The sequence below is a fragment of the Desulfoscipio gibsoniae DSM 7213 genome (assembly GCF_000233715.2).
Classification (GTDB): domain Bacteria; phylum Bacillota; class Desulfotomaculia; order Desulfotomaculales; family Desulfallaceae; genus Sporotomaculum; species Sporotomaculum gibsoniae.
The window spans coordinates 4,541,179-4,561,623 of the sequence record NC_021184.1 but is presented as its reverse complement, the minus strand read 5'-3'; the positions used below and the strand labels follow the sequence as shown (position 1 = coordinate 4,561,623).

General features: G+C 43.0%; 20 protein-coding genes and 2 pseudogenes. 13 read left to right on the top strand and 9 right to left on the bottom strand.

Annotation, left to right across the window (positions count from 1 at the left end; all coding sequences use genetic code 11):
* Positions 1-4: 4 nt before the first annotated feature.
* From DESGI_RS21270 to DESGI_RS21260, 3 genes are read left to right on the top strand one after another with little or no spacing between them, the layout of a single operon-like run.
* Complete coding sequence (locus DESGI_RS21270) at positions 5-874, top strand: Druantia anti-phage system protein DruA (RefSeq protein ID WP_006524238.1); 870 nt, start codon at positions 5-7, stop codon at positions 872-874.
* Complete coding sequence (locus DESGI_RS21265; protein WP_006524239.1) at positions 867-2,444, top strand: ISL3 family transposase; 1,578 nt, start codon at positions 867-869, stop codon at positions 2,442-2,444. The genes DESGI_RS21270 and DESGI_RS21265 overlap by 8 nt, the downstream gene beginning before the upstream one ends.
* Before the next feature lie 27 nt (positions 2,445-2,471).
* Positions 2,472-2,963 (top strand): tyrosine-type recombinase/integrase, encoded by a 492-nt coding sequence (locus tag DESGI_RS21260; protein WP_006524240.1) that lies wholly within the window; start codon positions 2,472-2,474, stop codon positions 2,961-2,963.
* Between the two features lie 143 nt (positions 2,964-3,106).
* Here the strand turns inward: DESGI_RS21260 and DESGI_RS21255 are convergent, their stop codons facing one another.
* Genes DESGI_RS21255 through DESGI_RS23450 form a run of 3 tightly spaced genes read right to left on the bottom strand, consistent with a single transcriptional unit; the run spans position 3,107 to position 4,414 of the window.
* Positions 3,107-3,772 carry an ExeA family protein gene (locus tag DESGI_RS21255; RefSeq protein ID WP_052543976.1) on the bottom strand — a complete coding sequence of 222 codons (666 nt, stop codon included), beginning with the start codon at positions 3,770-3,772 and terminating at the stop codon, positions 3,107-3,109.
* A gap of 2 nt (positions 3,773-3,774) precedes the next feature.
* The gene (locus DESGI_RS26265) at positions 3,775-3,906 is read right to left on the bottom strand and encodes a hypothetical protein (RefSeq protein ID WP_281168068.1); all 132 of its coding nucleotides are present in this window, start codon (positions 3,904-3,906) and stop codon (positions 3,775-3,777) included.
* Positions 3,899-4,414 carry a Mu transposase C-terminal domain-containing protein gene (locus tag DESGI_RS23450; protein ID WP_157872842.1) on the bottom strand — a complete coding sequence of 172 codons (516 nt, stop codon included), beginning with the start codon at positions 4,412-4,414 and terminating at the stop codon, positions 3,899-3,901. The genes DESGI_RS26265 and DESGI_RS23450 overlap by 8 nt, the downstream gene beginning before the upstream one ends.
* 205 nt (positions 4,415-4,619) lie before the next feature.
* Between DESGI_RS23450 and DESGI_RS21245 the strand changes: the two are divergent.
* The 4 genes and pseudogenes from DESGI_RS21245 to DESGI_RS24950 all read left to right on the top strand — a co-directional run.
* Positions 4,620-5,210: pseudogene (locus DESGI_RS21245) on the top strand (integrase core domain-containing protein); the annotation flags it as partial.
* The gene (locus tag DESGI_RS21240; RefSeq protein ID WP_006524244.1) at positions 5,203-5,895 is read left to right on the top strand and encodes an ExeA family protein; all 693 of its coding nucleotides are present in this window, start codon (positions 5,203-5,205) and stop codon (positions 5,893-5,895) included. The pseudogene DESGI_RS21245 and the gene DESGI_RS21240, both read left to right, overlap by 8 nt.
* Before the next feature lie 69 nt (positions 5,896-5,964).
* Positions 5,965-6,183, top strand: coding sequence for a DUF5348 domain-containing protein (locus tag DESGI_RS26570; protein WP_015618026.1), 219 nt, complete (start codon positions 5,965-5,967; stop codon positions 6,181-6,183).
* A gap of 541 nt (positions 6,184-6,724) precedes the next feature.
* A complete protein-coding gene (locus DESGI_RS24950; protein WP_006524246.1) occupies positions 6,725-7,150 on the top strand; it encodes an HNH endonuclease signature motif containing protein in 426 nt (141 codons plus the stop codon).
* 1,081 nt (positions 7,151-8,231) lie between these two features.
* Here the strand turns inward: DESGI_RS24950 and tnpC are convergent.
* The 3 genes from tnpC to tnpA all read right to left on the bottom strand — a co-directional run bounded on the left by tnpC (position 8,232) and on the right by tnpA (position 10,528).
* The gene (gene tnpC, locus DESGI_RS21235) at positions 8,232-9,797 is read right to left on the bottom strand and encodes an IS66 family transposase (RefSeq protein ID WP_041285577.1); all 1,566 of its coding nucleotides are present in this window, start codon (positions 9,795-9,797) and stop codon (positions 8,232-8,234) included.
* A gap of 66 nt (positions 9,798-9,863) precedes the next feature.
* Positions 9,864-10,223, bottom strand: a complete 360-nt coding sequence (gene tnpB / locus DESGI_RS21230; protein WP_006520599.1) for an IS66 family insertion sequence element accessory protein TnpB — start codon at positions 10,221-10,223, stop codon at positions 9,864-9,866.
* Positions 10,217-10,528 carry an IS66 family insertion sequence element accessory protein TnpA gene (gene tnpA / locus DESGI_RS21225; RefSeq protein WP_006520600.1) on the bottom strand — a complete coding sequence of 104 codons (312 nt, stop codon included), beginning with the start codon at positions 10,526-10,528 and terminating at the stop codon, positions 10,217-10,219. Before tnpA ends, tnpB begins: the two co-directional genes overlap by 7 nt.
* Before the next feature lie 198 nt (positions 10,529-10,726).
* On the opposite strand from tnpA, the gene DESGI_RS21220 reads away from it, so the two are divergent.
* The 6 genes and pseudogenes from DESGI_RS21220 to DESGI_RS26565 all read left to right on the top strand — a co-directional run bounded on the left by DESGI_RS21220 (position 10,727) and on the right by DESGI_RS26565 (position 15,110).
* A complete protein-coding gene (locus DESGI_RS21220; protein WP_157872840.1) occupies positions 10,727-11,734 on the top strand; it encodes a hypothetical protein in 1,008 nt (335 codons plus the stop codon).
* 36 nt (positions 11,735-11,770) lie between these two features.
* Positions 11,771-12,139, top strand: a complete 369-nt coding sequence (locus tag DESGI_RS21215; RefSeq protein ID WP_006524480.1) for an RpnC/YadD family protein — start codon at positions 11,771-11,773, stop codon at positions 12,137-12,139.
* A gap of 465 nt (positions 12,140-12,604) precedes the next feature.
* On the top strand, positions 12,605-12,898 hold the full coding sequence (locus DESGI_RS21210) for a virulence factor (RefSeq protein WP_006524481.1): 294 nt from the start codon (positions 12,605-12,607) through the stop codon (positions 12,896-12,898).
* Positions 12,899-13,456: 558 nt separating this feature from the next.
* Positions 13,457-14,044, top strand: coding sequence for a transposase (locus DESGI_RS21205; protein ID WP_006524482.1), 588 nt, complete (start codon positions 13,457-13,459; stop codon positions 14,042-14,044).
* Complete coding sequence (locus DESGI_RS21200) at positions 14,028-14,864, top strand: magnesium chelatase domain-containing protein (protein ID WP_006524483.1); 837 nt, start codon at positions 14,028-14,030, stop codon at positions 14,862-14,864. The genes DESGI_RS21205 and DESGI_RS21200 overlap by 17 nt, the downstream gene beginning before the upstream one ends.
* Positions 14,809-15,110: pseudogene (locus DESGI_RS26565) on the top strand (ATP-binding protein). Before DESGI_RS21200 ends, DESGI_RS26565 begins: the two are co-directional and overlap by 56 nt.
* Here DESGI_RS26565 and DESGI_RS21195 read toward each other — a convergent pair.
* The 3 genes from DESGI_RS21195 to DESGI_RS23445 all read right to left on the bottom strand — a co-directional run bounded on the left by DESGI_RS21195 (position 15,093) and on the right by DESGI_RS23445 (position 20,386).
* Positions 15,093-15,977, bottom strand: coding sequence for a class I SAM-dependent methyltransferase (locus DESGI_RS21195; RefSeq protein WP_006524484.1), 885 nt, complete (start codon positions 15,975-15,977; stop codon positions 15,093-15,095). The pseudogene DESGI_RS26565 and the gene DESGI_RS21195 overlap by 18 nt on opposite strands.
* A 228-nt stretch (positions 15,978-16,205) precedes the next feature.
* A complete protein-coding gene (locus tag DESGI_RS21190; RefSeq protein ID WP_006524485.1) occupies positions 16,206-16,937 on the bottom strand; it encodes a stalk domain-containing protein in 732 nt (243 codons plus the stop codon).
* A gap of 101 nt (positions 16,938-17,038) precedes the next feature.
* Complete coding sequence (locus DESGI_RS23445) at positions 17,039-20,386, bottom strand: S8 family serine peptidase (RefSeq protein ID WP_015618025.1); 3,348 nt, start codon at positions 20,384-20,386, stop codon at positions 17,039-17,041.
* Positions 20,387-20,445 lie beyond the last annotated feature (59 nt).

Here is a 20,445-nt window from a genome sequence, read left to right as displayed (position 1 = left end):
AATATTGATTATCCAAGAACGGAAAATAACTACTGAAGACATTAAGTTCATTAAGGAACTTATGGACTCTAATCCTACCTGGCTGCGTACACGGTTATCCAGAGAGCTTTGTGCCCTTTGGGACTGGCGAAACGCAAAAGGCCAGTTGAAGGATATGGCCTGTCTTGCTCTTCTTAAGAAACTGGAAAAGCACGGCTTCCTAACTTTACCCCTTTCCCAACAATGGGGCCGAAAGGGTAATGAAAAAAAGGTTATTAATTACATACCCCATTTAAAATCCAGTATCACCAGTGCACTTGATAACGTCCTCCCTTTGCAGATAAAGCCAGTTGAAGGTAAAGACGAGCTTAGCCTTTTAAAGTGTTTTTTTGATCAATATCATTACCTGGGGTGGAGCGGCACAGTCGGTGAAAACATGAAATACATGGTTTGGGATTATAAACAAAATCCCTTGGCCTGCCTATTATTTGGTGCAGCCGCCTGGGCATGTTCTAACAGAGATCAATTTATTGGCTGGGATGCCCGAACTCGTAAAACAAATATTCATCTAATTACTAATAATACACGTTTTCTAATCCTACCCTGGGTGAAAGTACGTTACCTGGCTAGCCATATTCTGAGTCAAATTATCCGCCGTATTAGTAAAGATTGGTACGACAAATACGGTCATCCTGTCTATTTACTGGAAACATTTGTTGAGGCACGCCGCTTTCAGGGTATCAGCTATCAGGCTAGTAACTGGGTTTATGTAGGTAAAACGCAGGGACGAGGTCGTAACGACCGTCACCATAATTCTTCCCGGGTGCCTATAAAAGACATCTATCTCTATCCATTGGCCGGAAATTTCCGAGAGGTGCTCATGAAAAATGAGTAATTCCCTGCCGATTATGCCTTTGGCCGATGGTCTTAAATTAGTTGTAATGAAGCAGGAAGCCGGGACTATCCACTTGGTAATGGAGATGACTAGTCATTTTGCAACATGCCCTGTTTGTGGCAAAGCTTCAAATAAAATCAGAAGCTTTTATAAACGAACTTTGCGCGATTTAGCCTGGTGTGGCACTCCGGTGATAATCCGTCTTACTGCTCGCCGATTCGCCTGTATTGATAGGGACTGTCAACAACGGATCTTTTGTGAGCGAATACCTGAACTAGTCCCGGCCCATGGACGGCGCACCGCACGTTTTACCGAAACGTTATCCGCTTTAGGCAGGGCTAGCAGCGCTGAGGCCGCCACCCGCCTTGCCCGCAATTTAGGATTATCTACCAGTGCTGATACTGTTTTGCGTGCTATCCGTGCAACCCCGGAACCTAAGATGCCTACCCCGCGTGTGTTAGGTGTAGATGATTGGGCATGGCGAAAAGGACATTCCTATGGTACTGTTCTTGTTGACTTGGAAACACATAAGGTAGTTGACCTATTACCTGACCGGCAAGTATCTACGTTACAACAATGGTTGCAGGGCCACCCGGGCGTGGAAATAATTAGCCGTGACCGTTCCCAGTCTTATGCTAAAGCAGCTCAAATGGGAGCACCAAATGCACAGCAAATTGCTGATCGCTGGCATTTGCTAAAAAATCTTGGTGAGGCTTTGGAACGTTGGTTTCACCGGCTTCAGCCCAAATTGTCACAAACCGTTTCAGCAGTGGAACCACGTAATCAGGTCACAGATAATTCCTCAACCGAACCAACACTGGGTCAGTATAACCGGCAGGTGCGTTTTGATGAGATTCAAAACCTAAAAAAGCAAGGCCTGTCCCTTCGAAAAATTGCAAGAATCTTAAAACTAAGCCGTAATACTGTTCGCAAATATGCTTCTGTAGAACAATGCCCGCAAGCGGCCCAGCGTATACCTTCCAAAACACTGTTGGATAACTACATAGGCCACCTCCAAAAACGATTAGCTGATGGCTGTCTCAATGGTCGTATATTGTTTGAAGAGATTCTAACTATGGGCTACCAGGGATCTCGACCTACTGTAGCCCGCTGGATAAGAGAACAAAAGAGCATTGATCATAAAGATGAGGAGCAGCCTAAAACACAGGTCAAAGCAATTGCACCACGAAAGCTTCAATACTGGTTTTTGACACGATTACATAAATTGCCCCGAAAAGCAACAAGAACATTAACTAAACTCCTTGCGGATATTCCTGAGTTGCAACGGGGGTATGCTCTTGTTCACCAATTTCATACTATGGTGCGTTGTCGAGCTGGACATACTCTCCCGGCATGGTTAAATGCCGTACATAAAAGTGGAATTCCTGAACTCAAGAAATTTGCCGTTTCGCTAAATAAGGATTATGATGCTGTCTATGCTGGCTTGACTGAGTCATGGAGCCAGGGGCCTGTAGAAGGAATCAATAACCGTTTGAAACTAATCAAACGTTTAATGTTTGGCAGAGCAAGGTTTGATTTACTTCGCAAACGGGTTCTTCTAACTCTATAAACCTGAAAATAACTTGTATTATAAGCATTGCTAATTAGCATCAAAAGTGCGGAAGAACCCGAAAAAAAAGCCTTGCCTGGAACTGTTAATACTTATAGTGCAGCTATACGCTTTCTCTTTGCCGTAACCCTTAATCGTACTCTTAATTATCTTCAAATTCCACGCCAGAAAAAACGTAAAACATTTCCGGAGGTTTTAACAAGAGAAGAAGTATTCTCAATTGTTGAGAGCTGCGAAAACATTAAACACAAAGCCATGCTGACGGTTGTATATAGCTCAGGTCTACGTGTAAGTGAGGCAGCGGCACTCAAAATGCAGCATATCGATTCAAAAAACATGCGCTTATTTGTAGAAGGTGGCAAAGGGGGTAAGGATCGATACACCGTCCTTTCGGCAACCTGCCTTAGTGTCTTACGAGAATACTGGAAGAGGTACCGCCCGAAACATCCGGAAGGCTGGCTCTTCCTTGGAACGTATAGTGTATCCCATATTGTAGCGGTTCACGCTCCTTGGCGGTAAGCTAATCACGACAAAGTCATTGAACAACGATGGTAAGGTCACCGTCACTGGCGCTAAATGTTCATGTTTAAAAATTAGTGCCAATGGCGAATGGTTTTAATTCTTTAAGGAAGTCATCGCCACTGGCATTGGTCCTTCTGTTATTAAATTAATTCATCGTCTTCGAGGCCTTTTTGTACCGCGTCTGCGTCAATTGTCGGGCTATCGGCCACGACTGCCGCTACAATGGCATACCGGCATATATTGTTAATGCGCCGAGGAATGCCTTTGGAAAACTGATAGATAAGCTGTACTGCCGCATCCGTAAATATTTGCTTGTCCAGCCCGGCCACTTTTAGGTGATGCAAGATATAAGCGGCAATTTCGTCTTCCCCCAAGCACGGTAAGCGATAGTGTACATTAATCCTCTGGCGGATGCATTCCAAAACCTGAAGGCGCAGTATTTCGGCCAACTGGGGCTGACCGGCAAGTACAACCATTAAAGGTGAAAAGGAATCTGGTTGATAGTTAAGAACAAACCGAAATTCGCTGAGCATCTGCACCGTTAGCTCCTGAGCCTCGTCGATCACCACTACCGGTTTTATTCCTTTCTGGTGTAATTCCAGCATAGCCTGTGCCACTAAGCGTTTGTTTTCGGAGAAACCCCTGCTTGGCCGGATATTAACCTGGTAGAGTAAGCTCTTGTAGAACTCCGCCGGTGAAAGCTGTGAACTAGCCAAGTAAATATAACGATAACGAGAAGCCTCCAGGGATTGCATAACAGACCGGATAGCCGTGGATTTGCCGGAACCAACTTGCCCTGTAATCACCGCTAAAAGCCGGTCTTGATGACATGCCTGAGTCTGGCCAGGAGTTCACGGTGTCCTTTGGACACGAACACTTCCTTAGGGGATAATTCCCGGGAGAAAGGCTCCCGGTTAAAAGAGAAATAAGGGCTATTCATCGTGCTTCACCTCCAGTGCCTTGGCAAAGGACAGGCCGGAGCGTTCTTTAATCTCGTCTTTATGTTCCCGAACAATAGCCTGCATAGCTTTTTCCAGTGCTTTATGACTGTCGGTCTGACGCTCTTTAACGCGTTTTTCGGTGAAGTTTTTCATCTGGTAGGGACGGGCCTCGTACCGGTAAACGCCCTTGAAGTAAACCAGAATGCGCTTTAGATCGTAAGGGTTAAATCTCAGTTCGACGGTCTTGCCAAGCAAACTCTCCTCCACCTCGTAGAGATTGCTGTAGATCTTTACGGCTCCAAGTGAGCTCACTACCCGGTTTTCCCGCCATAAAAAGGCCTCATGCACAGTAGCCGGCTCAACAGGACGAGACATGTTCAGATGGCTGGCACAGGCCTTTTCCAGGGCATCCCGAGGGCTCATCTTCAGCGTGCTGTGTCGGCGACTATGGTAGCGCCTCTCCAGCCAGGCGGTAAAGAAGCTATTGACCTCATACAGCGTAGCCACTTTGCCGGATTCAGTCTGCTCTCTTAGCAGAGGTTCACATTTCTCGGCTACCGTTCTGAACCATCTTTCAATCCGACCGCGGCCTTGGGGTTGCCCGGCCCGACTATGTTTAATGCTAAAGCCCAGTTCCGCCGCGATGCGCTTTAGGTGCTGAGAACGAAATACCCGGGCATTATCGATACTATTCCGAATTCGGAATAGCTTTGATAATGGAAAAATCTTTCGTTCCCAGATTATGCAATTTGCTTGTGCCTCTCTGGGGATTCAACTATTACATACCCAAGCCTATGATCCCCAGGCCAAGGGTAAAATAGAACGTATGTTTCGCACGTGCAAAACCAGGTTCTACACGCTGCTCAAAGCAAGTCCGGTCTCCTCGCTGGATGAGCTTAATGAGCGATTCTGGAGATGGCTTGAGGAAGATTACCACCGCAAACCACATGCCTCGCTGGATGGCCGGATGCCGCTAGAAGTATATTTGTCACAAGTAGACAGTATTCGCACCGTGGATGATCCTTTAGCTCTCGATTCCGTATTTCTCAAGCGCGCTTTTCGCAAGGTCAAACATGATGCCACCTTTTCCCTTGAAAATCGACTGTATGAGGTACCCGATATTTTTGCGGGACAGAAAGTGGAACTGCGTTATGACGAAAGCGGCGTTCATCTTTATGAGGATGGCAAAGTAGTTGCTCAAGCTGTGGAAGTCAGCTTCCACGACAACGCTCATGTAAAGCGCCAGCGTTCTTCCTTATCTTTTAAAGAACTGCATGCGAAGGAGGGTGGGGACGGTGTATAAAGCTTTTTATTCCCTGGCTGCCGCCCCGTTCTCCAAGGAGTTGAAGGTGTCCGATGCCTATGTTTCTACGCCGCATCAGGAAGCGCTAGGGTGCTTGAATTGCATGAAACAGGTGCGCGGCATGGGACTTTTCGTTGGTGAACCAGGAGCTGGGAAAACTTATGCGCTGCGTGTATTTACTGAATCATTGAATAAATCGCTGTACAAAGTTGTCTATTTTCCACTCTCTACAGGATCAGTGAACGACTTTTACCGGGGACTGGCCTTCGGCCTTGGAGATGAACCAAAAAATCGCAAGGTCGATTTGTTTCGCCAGATTCAACAAACGATTACGGTTTTGTTTCACGAGCGGAAGGTCACGCCGGTTTTTATTCTGGATGAAATGCAGATGGCTAAGGATGTTTTCCTGAGCGATTTAAATTTGCTATTCAACTTCCAAATGGACTCGCACAACCCGTTTATTCTGCTGCTTTGTGGTTTGCCTTATTTGCGGGACAGGCTGGCGCTGAACCATAACCGTCCGCTCGCCCAGCCACATGACCCTTGCCGGAGCCAAGCATCCCATCTTTACCGATGCGGCTTTCGAAGCGATTGCCGCTTGCACCCAAGGTTATCCCCGGCTGATCAACAAACTGGGGACCCACGCCTTGCTGCACGGCTATATGAGGAAAGCCGAACAGATTGATGCTGAGACCATCCGCATCGCAGCGCAAGAGAATGGGATGTGATACCAACATGATACCACGGAAACGAGATGGGCGAATCTTGTACAATGTCCAAAACCGACCGCTGGGACGTTTGGGATGTTTATTCTAAGCCAGTTGCTTTACATTGCGGAGAGTGCTTCGAGATAAAGCTTGGAGACCACTTTCTGTCCTGCCGGATCGAGATGGACTCTGAGTGGGTTATATACCTTAGCAATACCCGGTTCCACTTGCATCCAAAGGTGAGTTATTGGATTCGGGTGGAATAAATATACTGTACCTTGATCTTTTTCAAGGACAAGTCCCTCAAGCAGTCATCTATTTCCTGACTGCTTGTTTTTTGTTAAAAACAGCTGCCGAAATACCGTGATTATGTGATAATTCTGGTTCGACTATGCTTGATTAATGTGCAAAACATTGGTTTACCCCCAATTTTTCTGCTGCTTTATTTTGCAAATGAGGTGCCGGTTTAATTTGCTAATTCACATAAATAAGCATGTTTTTGGTGAGACCCAGAGGCAACCGGGTAGGCACTAGGCGCCGTAGGGTAGCCTTGACAGCCCGTTAAAAGGGCTGTGGTACAATATATCACCGACGGGATGATAACCTCGTTGCATGTTTTCGGAGCCGCCCGTCGGTAATTTAACAGCACTGCAGTCCTTAGGGCTGTCAAGGCCGCCGGTCCTTCAAGGAAGTATAAATAAATCATAGTTCTGTATTGAAATTCTATGTAATCAGGTGATTTTGGGATATAGACTCTAATAATAGGGGGTTAAACCGCTTTCCTTTGTTAAATGGACTAAGGCATGGATGAAGAACCAAAATGAAACACCATATACCAAAGAAGGTAGGGAGCTATACAAAATACGTACTGGCAAAAAGTCTATTTTAGCACGAGCTGACGAGCTTTTAAGTCTGCATTTGTCAGAGTTAATAGGAAAAAGATTAACAAACACCAAGTATAACTTTGAATATTTCCTAAACCGTGCTTATGCCTTTAATAGAGACTTAGGTAAATGCAGAATATGTGGATTACCTGTTGTTTATTTTGATGTACACATACACCATATAAAACCCAATCTACCTATAGAACAAGTTAACAAAGTACCAAATTTAGTCACAGTCCATAAACAATGCCATTACCTAATACACTCTAATAATAATTGCTCTGGTCTGGAAACTGGAATAAGAAATCAAATCTTTAAATTCAGAGAAAAGTTAGGAATAGATTCATAATTTTTTTTTCGATGGAACGCCGTATGCGGTGAAAGTCGCACGTACGGTGTGAAGGGGGGGGAAAGGGTGCCGTAACGTAAAGACGACGCTCACCCTTACCTATCCCTAACAGGATGCAAACTATCGCAATATCAGATACAATTCAGATCGTGATAGCAGTTATCCTCTTAGTCACCCTTGTTGTGCTAATCGCCGACCGCAGGCGTTAAATGCGTGACCCCTTAAACTGTTCCCGCAGTTTAAGGGGCCGTAGTTAAAACCTCGGTAGAGTGAGGCGCACACACTGTTTTGTTAATTATCAGTATTCCACCTATATTTTTATTATACAAAAATCCTAAACCTTTATCAATAGTGGTGGCCCCATCCAGTTCCTCCCAAAAGGGGACAGTCCCCCGCTTGAGTAACACATTAACGAACTAAAGGACTTAAGGTGACAGACACTTAGTTATCAAGTTATTTGATAACTATTATCTGACCCGAAGTGAACAAAGAACTGCCGGGAGGTCCCAAGCGGATCGCCCGGTTGTTTGCTTTACCCCCAGCAAGTCCTTGGGAGCAATCAAGGGGGCAGATCGTCTGGTCGTTTTATTAATTGTGACACGTACTATGTTTGCCGAAACACCCCGGAGCCGCCGGAGTCATTTTGCGGAACCCTCAACACCAAGGCCACTTTTTTATTTCTCGCCTCATTGTATGATTCGGTTTTTCTGTTTGCTTATAAGGTTTCTTCGTCTTTTTTGTTTTTTACACTTAAACATACGCTGCATAGGTGAGATTTTATAGGCGTATAACACGCGGTAAATATTGACAAGAGGTATCCTGATTTCCTGCGACCTTCTAGGAACCACCAGCTGCACCCAATCATCTGTCCTCCGTGCTTACTGTCAATACCGGCAGCACCCGTATTTCCCTTCGAAACGGCAATTGAAAAGATAAATTCTATACTTTACTATAGAGAGAGTTATAGGGTATGTTAGAAATATATTTTCACCAGGGGCGTGATTTTATGTTGATAAAAAGGGCGGAGGTTGTAAGCGTAAAATAAGCCCCACCTCGTAAACAGGGTAGGGCACGACTTAAACTATTTATTGTTTACTCGACAAGTCGAAGGCAAAGCAACCGACCAGGGAAGTAGCTCATCTAGGGCATTTCGGTTTTCGATATCTATATTGGGAAGCCTTTCAAAAAGATATTGCAGATAGCTAAACGGATTTAAGCCATTTTCCTTAGCCGATTCAACAATGCTGTAAATCGTTGCACTGGCATTGGCGCCACGCGGGGTGTTGGCAAATAGCCAATTTTTGCGTCCGATCACAAACGGTTTAATCGAACGCTCACTTCGATTGTTATCCAGCTCCAGTCGTCCGTCTTGCAGGAAGGCTGCGAGCTTGTTCCATTGGTTGTGGCAGTAATGAATAGCTTGACCAAAAGCGCTTTTAGGCAGCACTCTAGGACTTTGGTATTTTAGCCATGCTGAAAAAGCCTCTAGCAATGGACGGCTGCGCTCTTGGCGGGCTACATGGCGTTCCTCGGGAGTGGCCTCGCGAAGCTCATGTTCTATAGCAAAAAGTCGGTTGCAGAAATTCAGCCCCTCTTTGGCGGCTACTACTGCACCGCGCTGTTCAGCTGGTAAGGCTTTTAGCGCTTCATCAAACTTACGCCGGGCATGGGCCCAGCATCCAACCAGAGTCACGTCCGGCAATCCATTGTAACCGGCATAGCCGTCTACATGCAAGTAACCCTTGAAGCCGGCTAAGAACCGGCGCGGATGCTTGCTTGCCCGGGTCGTTTGGTAGTCGTAAAGAACCATTGCCGGCCCTGCCCGCCCGGTACGGTATAGCCATATGTAAGAGGTGCTTCCTGCTGACCGGCCTTGTTCATGCAGCACCTGCAGAGTAGTCTCATCGGCATGCAGGATATCTTGTTTCAACAGATGCTCATGCATCCTATCGTAAAGTGGGCGAAGCCATCTGTTGGCACCCTGGAGCATCCAATTGGCCAAGGTCTGACGGGACAGCCCTATTCCAAGACGGGCCAATTGCTGTTCCTGACGATAAAGCGGCATACCTTCAACATACTTTTGGGTCATGATGTGGGCCATAGCGGAAGGGGAAACCAGACTCCCCGGCAGTACAGGCGCCGGCATAGGTGCAGTCACGATAGGGGTTTTGGTGTCTTTTTGTTCGCAGCGGCGGCAAGCGTAGACGTGACGTACATGTCTGACGACACTTACCTGGGCCGGAATAATCTTAAGCTCTTGCCTGACCTCGGTGCTCATTTCATGTAATGGTCCACCGCAACATGAACATACCTGCTCTTGGGCAGGTAGATAGTAGTCGATGGTTTCCACCGGCAAATCTTCCAGCAGCTGCTCACGGTGTCCCTGTTTCTTACGGCGGCGGTAGGTAATTTCCTCAACGCTAGGTTCCTCTGAAGGCGGTTTAGCTTCTATTTCGGGCTCATTAAAAAACTGCAGCTGTAATTGCTCCGGTTGGCTCTGTTCACTGGAGCGACCGAAACGACGCTGTTGGCTTAGACGAAACTGTTCTTCAAACCATCTGACTTTAGCCATTAATTCAGCATTTTTTTGCTCCAACTCAGTGCATTTATTTTGAAGTTCTTCAACTATTTTAGCTGTGCTGTTCATATGGTTAATATTCGATATATAACCATGAAAACCCTTTAAAATCAAGGATTTATCCCATGTTTTTAGTCATAAAATTGTTCTTGCCGTAACCTCGGGATGGGCTTGCTGTTGATTGAGCGATAGACCATCCAATAGCCAACGTAACTCACGGTGGCTAACAGATGTAACCGTTCCCGCACTATCTTTGGCCGGCCATTGAAACTTTCCTTTCTCCAGCCGGCGATAATGAAGCCAAAAACCATTATGCTCCCACTGGAGGATCTTGAGTTTATCGCGTTTCCGGTTACAGAACACAAAGATGCAGGTAGAGAACGGGTCCAGTGCAAATGCTTCTTTTACTAAAACCGCCAATCCGTCAATTGATTTACGCAAGTCGGTGCTGCCGCAGGCCAGGTAAACCCGTTCCAGGCCAGTGTTGGTCAGCATACTTTAAGTGTTTGCACTACTTCTTTGAGTAATGCCGGATTAAAGCCAGGTTGCACTTCTATAACCGCAGGACCTACTTTAATCAATAATCCGTTTCCGGTGGGGTCGGACTCATTTATCTCCACTGACACCCACTGCGTCTGCGTAATTGATGGATTCTCTGCGGATTTAATCTTTTTTAGCCAATACCATAGTTGATTAGGTCTTATATTATGGGCTGCGCACCAAGCTGCTCCGCTTTGCCCGCTTGCTCTAAAATCGGCTATCCGGGTTTCCCATTCTTGCCGTAATTCTGATTTGGCCATTGAATAATCCCCCCAATATGTTTGTTTGAGGAGATTATCTCATAAATAAAGTGGTAAACCCAGGTGTAATCTTTTTGACGCTTACGCAGCACCCGTATTTCCCTTCGAAACGGCAATTGAAAAGATAAATTCTATACTTTACTATAGAGAGAGTTATAGGGTATGTTAGAAATATATTTTCACCAGGGGCGTGATTTTATGTTGATAAAAAGGGCGGAGGTTTATATAAAAATACCTTACTTTCTCGAATGGCAAGGTGTTTTGGAAGTTAATATTTCCATTGACAACTTAATTACTATGAAATTGGATTCAGTTAAGGAAAATACCAGTAATTTTGAAATTAATAATGGATTTGTAAAAAGGGATAGATCTGGTAGATATAATACTACTGCAATTATTTGCTGTTTTGATTGCAATTTCGAATATGATTTAAATAAAGTAGCCGAATATCAAAAACATTATTACGGTCATTCAAAAAAGGCCATAAACAAAATGCTATACATATATAAAAATATATATGATGAATATCACATTAATCCTATTAGGGATATTGATATTTTGCAATATAATATAAAATTCTTCAATGAAGAAAATAAAGAAGTAAAATTTTTTATGAGCACATTTGGGGGAGGATATATTACTTTTGGAAACATTGAAAGTCCGGGTCAAAACATCCGGAATATGCTAACAGGTGATGTAAGGTTTCCATTATGGAAAGAGTATTTATATAAAGCAAAGGATGATTTCGATTTAGAAAATTACACCCAGTGCATAGTCAATATAAATATTGCATTAGAAAATTTCATATATACACATTTTGAGGAACGATTAAAAGGTATTCTTTCTGAGCAGAAAATAAATGAGGTCCTGTATAAATATACGCCTTGTGATGATTGCAATCTTAAAATGTGCAATAAAAACCATATTAGCCCGGGCCCTCCAAGCATTTATAGGATAGTAAAATTCATGTATAAAAATGCTCCAGTTCCTAACTATAAAACTAAGGAAATCACAAATGTAGTTTTAAATATAAATAAATATAGAAACGATATTGTGCATGGTAAATTTAAAAAAATCATAAAAGAGGGTCATGCAGAAAAGGCTATTGAAAACTTTGAAAAGCTAGTTTGTCTATCTTTAGAAGTACCATTAAAGGAGAAAAGGGAAGAAGGCAAGATATCGAATTTGGGATTTGCATTTGAATAAAATACTGTTTTGATACCTATCACATTGCCTGCCAGGATGTTACGATATAGGAGCGACATTTGGGAGGCCACACTAACAGAGGGGAAGGGTATACCGTCCATACGGCAAGTGGTAATATTCTTCTACCGGGAAGACGACAACGGCCTGCGTCGGCTGTGGGACAGGTGGGAGATGGGTGTACTTGAATACAGCTATGAAGTGATTAGAGTGTGGGAACAACGCAGGCAGCCGGTGATAGCAGCGAAATTGGTAGGACTATACCCCCTACTGCCGCTGATGAAAGGTGAAAACGAACAAGAGGACCCCGAGCAGGCGCTAAAAGAGTGCATAAGCATGCTCGGGTCGGTTTTGGGAATCCCAAAATCACTCAAAAGGGGACAGTCCCTGGATACGTTACCATTTTAATTAGTTAAAGAGTTTTAGCTTAACAAAAACAGCCGGTAGGTCCCACGAGGATCGCCCGGCCGTTTTCTTTCTACTCCTGTGCACTAGGGGCTTCAATTATGCAACTTGTAATGCATTAACTACAGATATTGTAGTTATTACCAAGGGGTAAATTATCTTACTGATCGCGTCGGAAAAGGGCCTCCGGGGCAAGTCTCCGGGGGTCTCCCTTTTCCTCCGGAGGGGTACGGCCCCCACACAATGGGAAACAATTCTGACAATTCATTAACAGTACAAAGCAGCCATGGTCGCTTTTTTTTGTCACACTGTGGGTTGGCTGCCGTATTTAAGCAAAGAATCAGTCTTAAAAGACTTGCTTTGAATAAAAGTAGAATGGCAATACTATGATAGATGTTCTTTACAAAATAAAGATTGCTTTTATTGGAGGTGTTTGTTAATATGTTTTTAGGAAGGAGGCAAACGAGAATGTATGCAATAGCATTTGACTTAGATACTACAGAGTTATCTAGGTATTACCATACTCAAAATTATAATAATGCATATTATGATATCAAAACTTACCTAGAAACCAAAGGATTTACGCGCCAGCAAGGAAGTGTTTATTTCGGAGAAAGTGTCGATGCGGTTAAAACGGTATTAGCCGTTCAGGGGCTCGCAAAAAAATTTTCATGGTTTGCCCCATCCGTAAGGGACATACAGATGTTAAGGATTGAAGAAAATAGTGACTTATTACCAGCCATTCGTGAGTTGGATGAATAGGGGTCGGTTTTGGGAATCCCTTTCGGATTCCCAAAACCCCCCAAAAGGGGACAGTCCCTCACTAAGGTAATGCATTAATGAACTAAAGGGATGTCGGGGAAGAACAGAAACAGCCGGGAGTTCTCATGTGGAACGCCCGGCTGTTTTTTCGTTACATATTGCCTGCTATCAAAAGTAAGAATATCTTAATTTGTCTAACGGATTCTTCTAATTAATGTGAACCAGGCAGGTAATTCTTTTGTCCTACTTAAAAGTATTGTTATTGGAACTTAATGGCGCCGTCATAAGAACAAGTTTAAAAGTGATCTCCCACAATAAATGTCTTTTCTGCTTTCTCAAGCCTTCATTGAGATAATCCTAAGCTCATAATGGAATACCTTCTCTTTGTACGGATTGATAGAAAAATGTTTCCTGACCTCGGTCAGGATCGGTTCAAAATTTTCAATTGCTTAAAAAACTTACTAGGTGACCGATTCTAATTTCCCGCAAAAAAACAAAGGAAAACTGTTGCTATTAAAAGAATAATTAGGCAATTAACAAACATAGGTGGTGGTCAATATGCCACGCAAAAATCGTGTTTGGTATCCAGGTGCTGTTTACCATATAATGTGTCGTGGTAATCACCGGCATGATATCTTTAGGGATGAGGAAGACAGGCTGTTTTATCTAGCAACCTTAAAAGAAGTCAAAGAAAAAATACCGTATTTGTTGCATAGTTATTGTTTAATGACCAACCACGTTCACTTGCAAATTGAAACAGTCGATATCAATATAAGTCAGGTTATGAAAAGGATTAACATGCTATATGCCATATACTTCAATAAAAAGTATAAATTTGTCGGTCATTTGTTTCAGGATAGGTATAATGCCGAATTAATTGAAACAACACCGTACCATTTGGAAATAAGCAGGTATATTCACTTAAATCCGGTGCGGGCCAGTATGGTAGCACGCCCCGAAGAATACAAGTGGAGCAGTTACAAAATATACATAGAGGAACACCAGGATCAGCTAGTCACCACCGCCAAAACATTAGGCTGCTTTTCACCTCCAAGGGTCCGGCATTATCGCGGGTTTGTGGAGGAAGTCTTGAAGTATATCAAAGTTAAACCCAAAGTGGATGAGACGGATGGCCACAGTTATTAATTCCTTTGCCATTACCGGTATTGACGGTTACCGGGTGGAAGCCGAAACTGTGACCATGTACGGCCACCCGTCCATAACCATTGTGGGTCTTGGGGACACCGCTATTAAAGAATCCCGCCAGCGTTTGGAAGCGGCCATCATTTATGTCGGCTATGAGTTTCCCAAAATGAAAATAGCAATTAACCTGGCCCCCGGGGATATTAAAAAGAGCGGTTCTCATTTTGATTTAAGCATGGCGGTTGGTCTTTTGGTTGAAACCAGCCAGCTCCCCATTGACGGTGAAACGTTAAACGGTTATGGGTTTATTGGGGAATTATCGTTTAATGCTTTATTGCGACCTTGCGGTGGTGTACTGCCGATGGCCATTGCAGCCAGGGATGCGGGCATAAAAAAATTAATCATTCCTGCGGACAATATTAGAGAAGCATCTCTGGTGCAGGGCATCGAAGTGTTTGGATTTAACGACCTCAAATCGGTAGCCAATTATTTAGAGGGTAAAGAAAGTTACGTTGCGCCTGATGTTAAAGCGGGGTCATTAAGTAGTGGAAGGAATAAAGTATTAAATTTTCAGGATGTACAAGGTCAGGATGCGCTAATCCAACATATCGTTGTTGCGGCAACCGGTGGACATAATATTCTGATGAGCGGTTCCCCTGGCTGTGGTAAGTCCATGATTGCCAAAAGGATGGATACCATCCTACCCGATATGACCGAGGAAGAAGCGCTGGAAGTAACTAAAATATATAGTGTGGCCGGCTTATTGAATGAAAGACCGCGATCAGCTTATTACCAAACGACCTTTTCGTGCTCCGCATCATAATGCATCAATGAACTCCCTGGTGGGAGGAGGCAACCCGGCTGTACCGGGGAAATTTCCCTGGCTCATAACGGGGTGCTGTTTTTAGATGAAGCAGCGGAATTCAATAAGAAATCGTTAAATGCTTTAAGGCAGCCGATAGAAGATAAAATAGTGACCATATCGAGGGTTAAAAGTATCGTGACTGGCTTACAGTGGTTGGGGGCAATGTTTTATTTATGGAATATTAGTTTATTTACCTCTCAATAGACTCTTCCACCACGGTATTTTTGCGGTTGTTACATAGTTATCTGTTTTGCCTGTTACCGGATTTATCTGTGCCTCATCTTGTACTTTTACTAAATTTCTATCTTTAGTTAACTCGAAGTTTGTTGTTTTTTTTATGCTTACTATAAGCCACCTAATATTTTTGTTTAGCCTGAAGGTTACTTCACCATACGGGGCTAGTAATTTGGTAACGTTATGTTTGAACTGCTTATTCCAAATAATGAAGTTGTCGTTTTCAATGTCAAAATTCCATTGATGCAAGCCAATGTAATTTTCATTTTCTGCCTCGTTTTGGGCGTGTTCTAGTAAAACATAACAATTTAATTTCACCAGTGTGAGCATATTTTTAATCACCAGCAGTGGGTTATAGCTATGATCAAGTGAATTTTGGGCATAGGCCAAATCAAAACTGTTGGGCTTAAACCTCTCCAGCAGTAACTCGCCGTGGCACCATGTGCTCCGCACCGGTGGGGTTATACCTGCTTTTTCAAGAATAGCGTCATAATCGTCAGCTAAAGGGTCTACGGCAGTTATGCGTATTTTTTTAGGCGGCCAGCGTTTACCTAGTACGGTCAGCGGCCCGGCACCTACGTCTAATATATTAATTTCATTTTCTGACAAGTGTTGAATATGCTCCAGTATATGGGGCTGTAGTGGGTACTCGGCGTTAAGGCGGTTGGGGTAATCATTCTGAAAAGCTTCGCCCATTGTTTTTATATAATTATTCCAGAAGTTAACTTCTGTATTGCATTCCGATCTCCATTGTGACCTTATTTGATTCTGGGCATCCATACTAATACCGGTATTGGTGTGTTCCAATTCGGCATCATTTGACAATTGTTCAGACATCTGTTGAATACAACTCCTTTTTTTATTAAATTAGGCTATAACCTATTGCCGCATCAGACAGGCCATGACTAGAACAGTGATTATCACGAATAACCAGTTAGCTTAATAAAATTAATTTAATTGTGAGTTTCTCATTAGCGTTCCATATAAATGTTTTATCACTTTTCAAGATGTGCCTAAAATCGAAACTATGTGAAAGTATTCCAATATTGGTGTATATCTAATTGTTCATTTATTACTGACAATTACGCTCCCTGTCATGTTGCTATGATACTCAAACTCATTATCATTATAACGAAGTATTATTCTATATCCTGGAGTTACTACTTCTCCATATATTTTATTAGGTTTAGGATATCCTAAACTTGAATCGGGCCAATTGACGGATTCAATGCTTTTAAGGGTTATCTTATTTTCAGGAAAACCTAATCGTTTTGATAGATCTTCCTTTGCCAGTGAAATAATAGTTTCAGCTTGTGTCTTATCTGGTTTAAGCGATGTTTTTTGTGTAATAATAACAGCATGTCGTTGGACATTCCATCTAACTTCATAACCAAAAGGCTCTGCAACATACCGGGCCGGTAAATATATATGTCCATCCCTAATAATAGGTATCGTGTCCATTTCTCTCGGCTGGTCATTTACGTAATAAATATTACTACCCATTTTTAACTCCACGCACATATTATCTTTTACTATTTTAACGTCCCGGGTCGAGGAATTCCACACTATATTATCTTGTTTAATCCCTAGGGACAAAGCGAGGTAACGAATGGGAATAAAGGCACGGTTATTTAAGATGTGTGGAACTGCGTCCATTGTAGTCTCTTTACCGTTCAAAACATATGAATTACGGTCAACAATAAAGGTTACAGAATAAGGAACTGCGGTGCAAGTAACACTTTGTAAACAAAATACTATTATAAATAGACTAATAATAATGCAATTTTTTCCTTTCAAAGTACCACCTCCTATAATCTTGTAGAGCCAAACCAAACATTTTAATCTAGTTTTGCAAAACGCCGGTGTAAGTCCCGGCGTTTTGCTGTTAGATATTCAATTTAGTTAAAAGTAAATTCTGTGCTATTAAAGGCTTGCCATTCCGCTGCGCTGAAGTCCTTGGCGTAAACGATGATAATATAATTTCCGGCAATAGTATTTGTTAGTTGATAAGTATTGTTATTTGACCAGGGGCCACTGTTCGTCCAAGAACCATTGGGATCCTGTACCCAGAAAGAGTATTGCGGATTGCTGCTACCAACAGCGTTGGCGGTAAATGTAACTGCTATGCCTGCAGGCTGCGGGCTGGCTTTATCTGTTGACAGACTTACGGAGGTGATACGTTCGGTAGTTCCACTGGTAAAAGTAAAGCTGCTTAAGTCAAAGGCCTGCGACTGACTTGCTTGACTGTCTTTGGCATAAACTATAACCTGATAAATACCAGGTATCGTGCTATTTATCTGGTAGGTATTGGTACTTGTCCAGGCACCGCTGCTCGTCCAGACACCATTAGGATCTTGAACCCAGAAAGAGTATTGCGGATTGTTGCTACCAACAGCGCTGGCGGTAAATGTAACTGTTGTACCTACAGGCTGCGGGCTGGCTTTATCTGTTGACAGACTTACGGAGGTGATACGTTCGGTAGTTCCACTGGTAAAAGTAAAGCTGCTTGAGTCAAAGGCCTGCGACTGACTTGCTTGACTGTCTTTGGCATAAACTATAACCTGATAAATACCAGGTATTGCGTTATTTATCTGGTAGGTATTGGTACTTGTCCAGGCACCGCTGCTCGTCCAGACACCATTAGGATCTTGAACCCAGAAAGAGTATTGCGGATTGCTGCTACCAACAGCGCTGGCGGTAAATGTAACTGTTGTACCTATAGGCTGCGGGCTGGCTTTATCTGTTGACAGACTTACGGAGGTAACACGTTCGGTAGTTCCACTGGTAAAAGTAAAGCTGCTTGAGTCAAAGGCCTGCGACTGACTTGCTTGACTGTCTTTGGCATAAACTATAACCTGATAAGTACCAGGTATCGTGCTATTTATCTGGTAGGTATTGGTACTTGTCCAGGCACCGCTGCTCGTCCAGACACCATTAGGATCTTGAACCCAGAAAGAGTATTGCGGGTTGCTGCTACCAACAGCGCTGGCGCTAAATGTAACTGCTGTACCTATAGGCTGCGGACTGGCTTTATCTGTTGACAGACTTACGGAGGTAACTGTCCGAGAATATTGGGCTCCGTTAATAACCTTGACCGCATCTACCCGACCCCAACCATAACCTGTATCATACCCCTGGTCACCTAGATCGTCACAACCCTCTTTAATTATACGTGCAGCATCTACACAAGTCATAGTGGGTACTAGGGAATATAGCAGACCAGCTAACGCGGCAACATGAGGGGTTGCCATTGAGGTCCCATCTGCATACATTACACTGCCGTCCTTTACTAGACTAGGAATGTGTACACCGGGTGCCATTACGTCAAGGTAACTACCATAATTAGAAAACGATGCACGGATATCCATATTATCAGTAGCGCCAACTGAAAGGGTATAGCTTGATGATGCAGGATAACTCAAAGAACTGTTTCCATCATTACCGGCTGCCGCCACGCAAAGAACATCCTGATAGGCTGCATATTTAAGAGCATCTTCAACAACACTACAGACTTCTGAAACGCCTAAACTAAGATTGATTACCTTGGCGCCTTTATCAACAGCATAGATAATCCCCTGAGCAACATTTACAGCACTTCCACTACCGTCGCTGGCCAATACTTTAACAGGTAAAATTTCAGCATAGCTATTTATTCCGGACATGGAAAATCCATTGTCAATGCGTGCTCCTATAATACCTGCGACGTGCGTGCCATGATCACAATCGTCCATTGCATCATCATCGTCATTTACGTAGTCCCAATCAAGATCCGTACGCACAATGCCTGAAAAATCGGCTAACTTATAATTAACTCCTGTATCAACAACTGCAATCAAGGTTTTGTTTAGGTTTTTACCGATAAGTTGTGGTCTAATTCCAGTGTAATTAATATCTGCACCAGCGATACCATTATCTTGCCCTGTATTTTCTAATGACCATTGATAATTATAATATACATCATTAGAAAAAGCTTGCATTATATAGTTTGGCTCGGCATAATCAACATTTGAAATATTCTTTAATTGACTTGCCACGGCTAAGGAATCAGCCTGAGATTCACCAGCCAGCTTAACTAAGTATACATTCGACAAAATATCTTCATTAGCAGATGCGCCACTATTACCCTTGCCAAGCTTAAAAGGTTTAATATCTTTTACCCCATGAGCCTGCAGTACATGATTGACTTCCACAGAATTTATTTTTGCACTTCCTATATTTTGTGCCTTTGATCCAGGCTTTAATTTGATAATTAATTCGTCAGCTATATATTGAATATTATTATGATATTTTATATAGCCTTTTCCACTCAAGAAATTTACATAATTTAGCTTTGCAGCTGATAAACAATCCGTCAACTCCATGCCGGCATACGTAGAAACGCCCATTATATTCCAAAGTGCGTCTATTTTTGAATTAATATCATCCGGTAACCACGGTTTAGTTACATTACGAAGCTCTACAAGACTAGCATAATCTTGCTCGGTAATAACGTAGGAACTTGATTTTCCACTCCCCAGGGCAGCGGCTTCCTTTATAACTGGTTGGAGTTGTATAAGATTCCGATAAATTGTGGCACGGGTATCTTCATCAATAATTATAGCTTTTAATAAATATGGGGAAGCTTTATAGTATACAGAAATTAGATTTTCCCCCTGCGCAGTATTTTTAAACAGATCATCTCTTAAAGCACGAATGTTAGATAATATTGCTTTTCCTGAGGGGGCATTCGAAGTAACAGCCTCCACGGCACATGCCCCACCTTCGCGTTCTTCAGGTGGATAAGTATCATTAGAAACGTTCAGTTGAAATGAACCGGTATATGATGAATAACCGGTAACTTTTATGTAGTAAGGACCCATGAAGGCTATTGGCATTTTGACCATGGCATTCCTGCCATCGCCGCTATCATCATCTTCATGATACATGTTATCTTTAGTAGCACTCTCCAAGTCACCATAAACTTTTAAATAAGTATCCATGTTTCCGTAGGTTTGGATAACAAGGTGTGTTGAGTTGTAAATTGCATCATTTGTCAAATACACTTTATACCACCGGGCTTGGCCTGATGTAGTAATTGTGTCGTCAACAGTTGTTCCAATATTTAACTGAATAGCGTCATTTGGGTAATCCCCGGCAGCCCATGCTAAATTGACATTTGCAAAATAGAACAGAAATGATCCAATTATGCTTAGCCCTATAAAGAACAGCCTTAATAATGGTAGATTCTTTATAATCCTATTTCTCATGCTCAATATCCTCTCCTTTAATAATGTGAATGTTCAAATTGTTAATTAGGGCTTGCTGA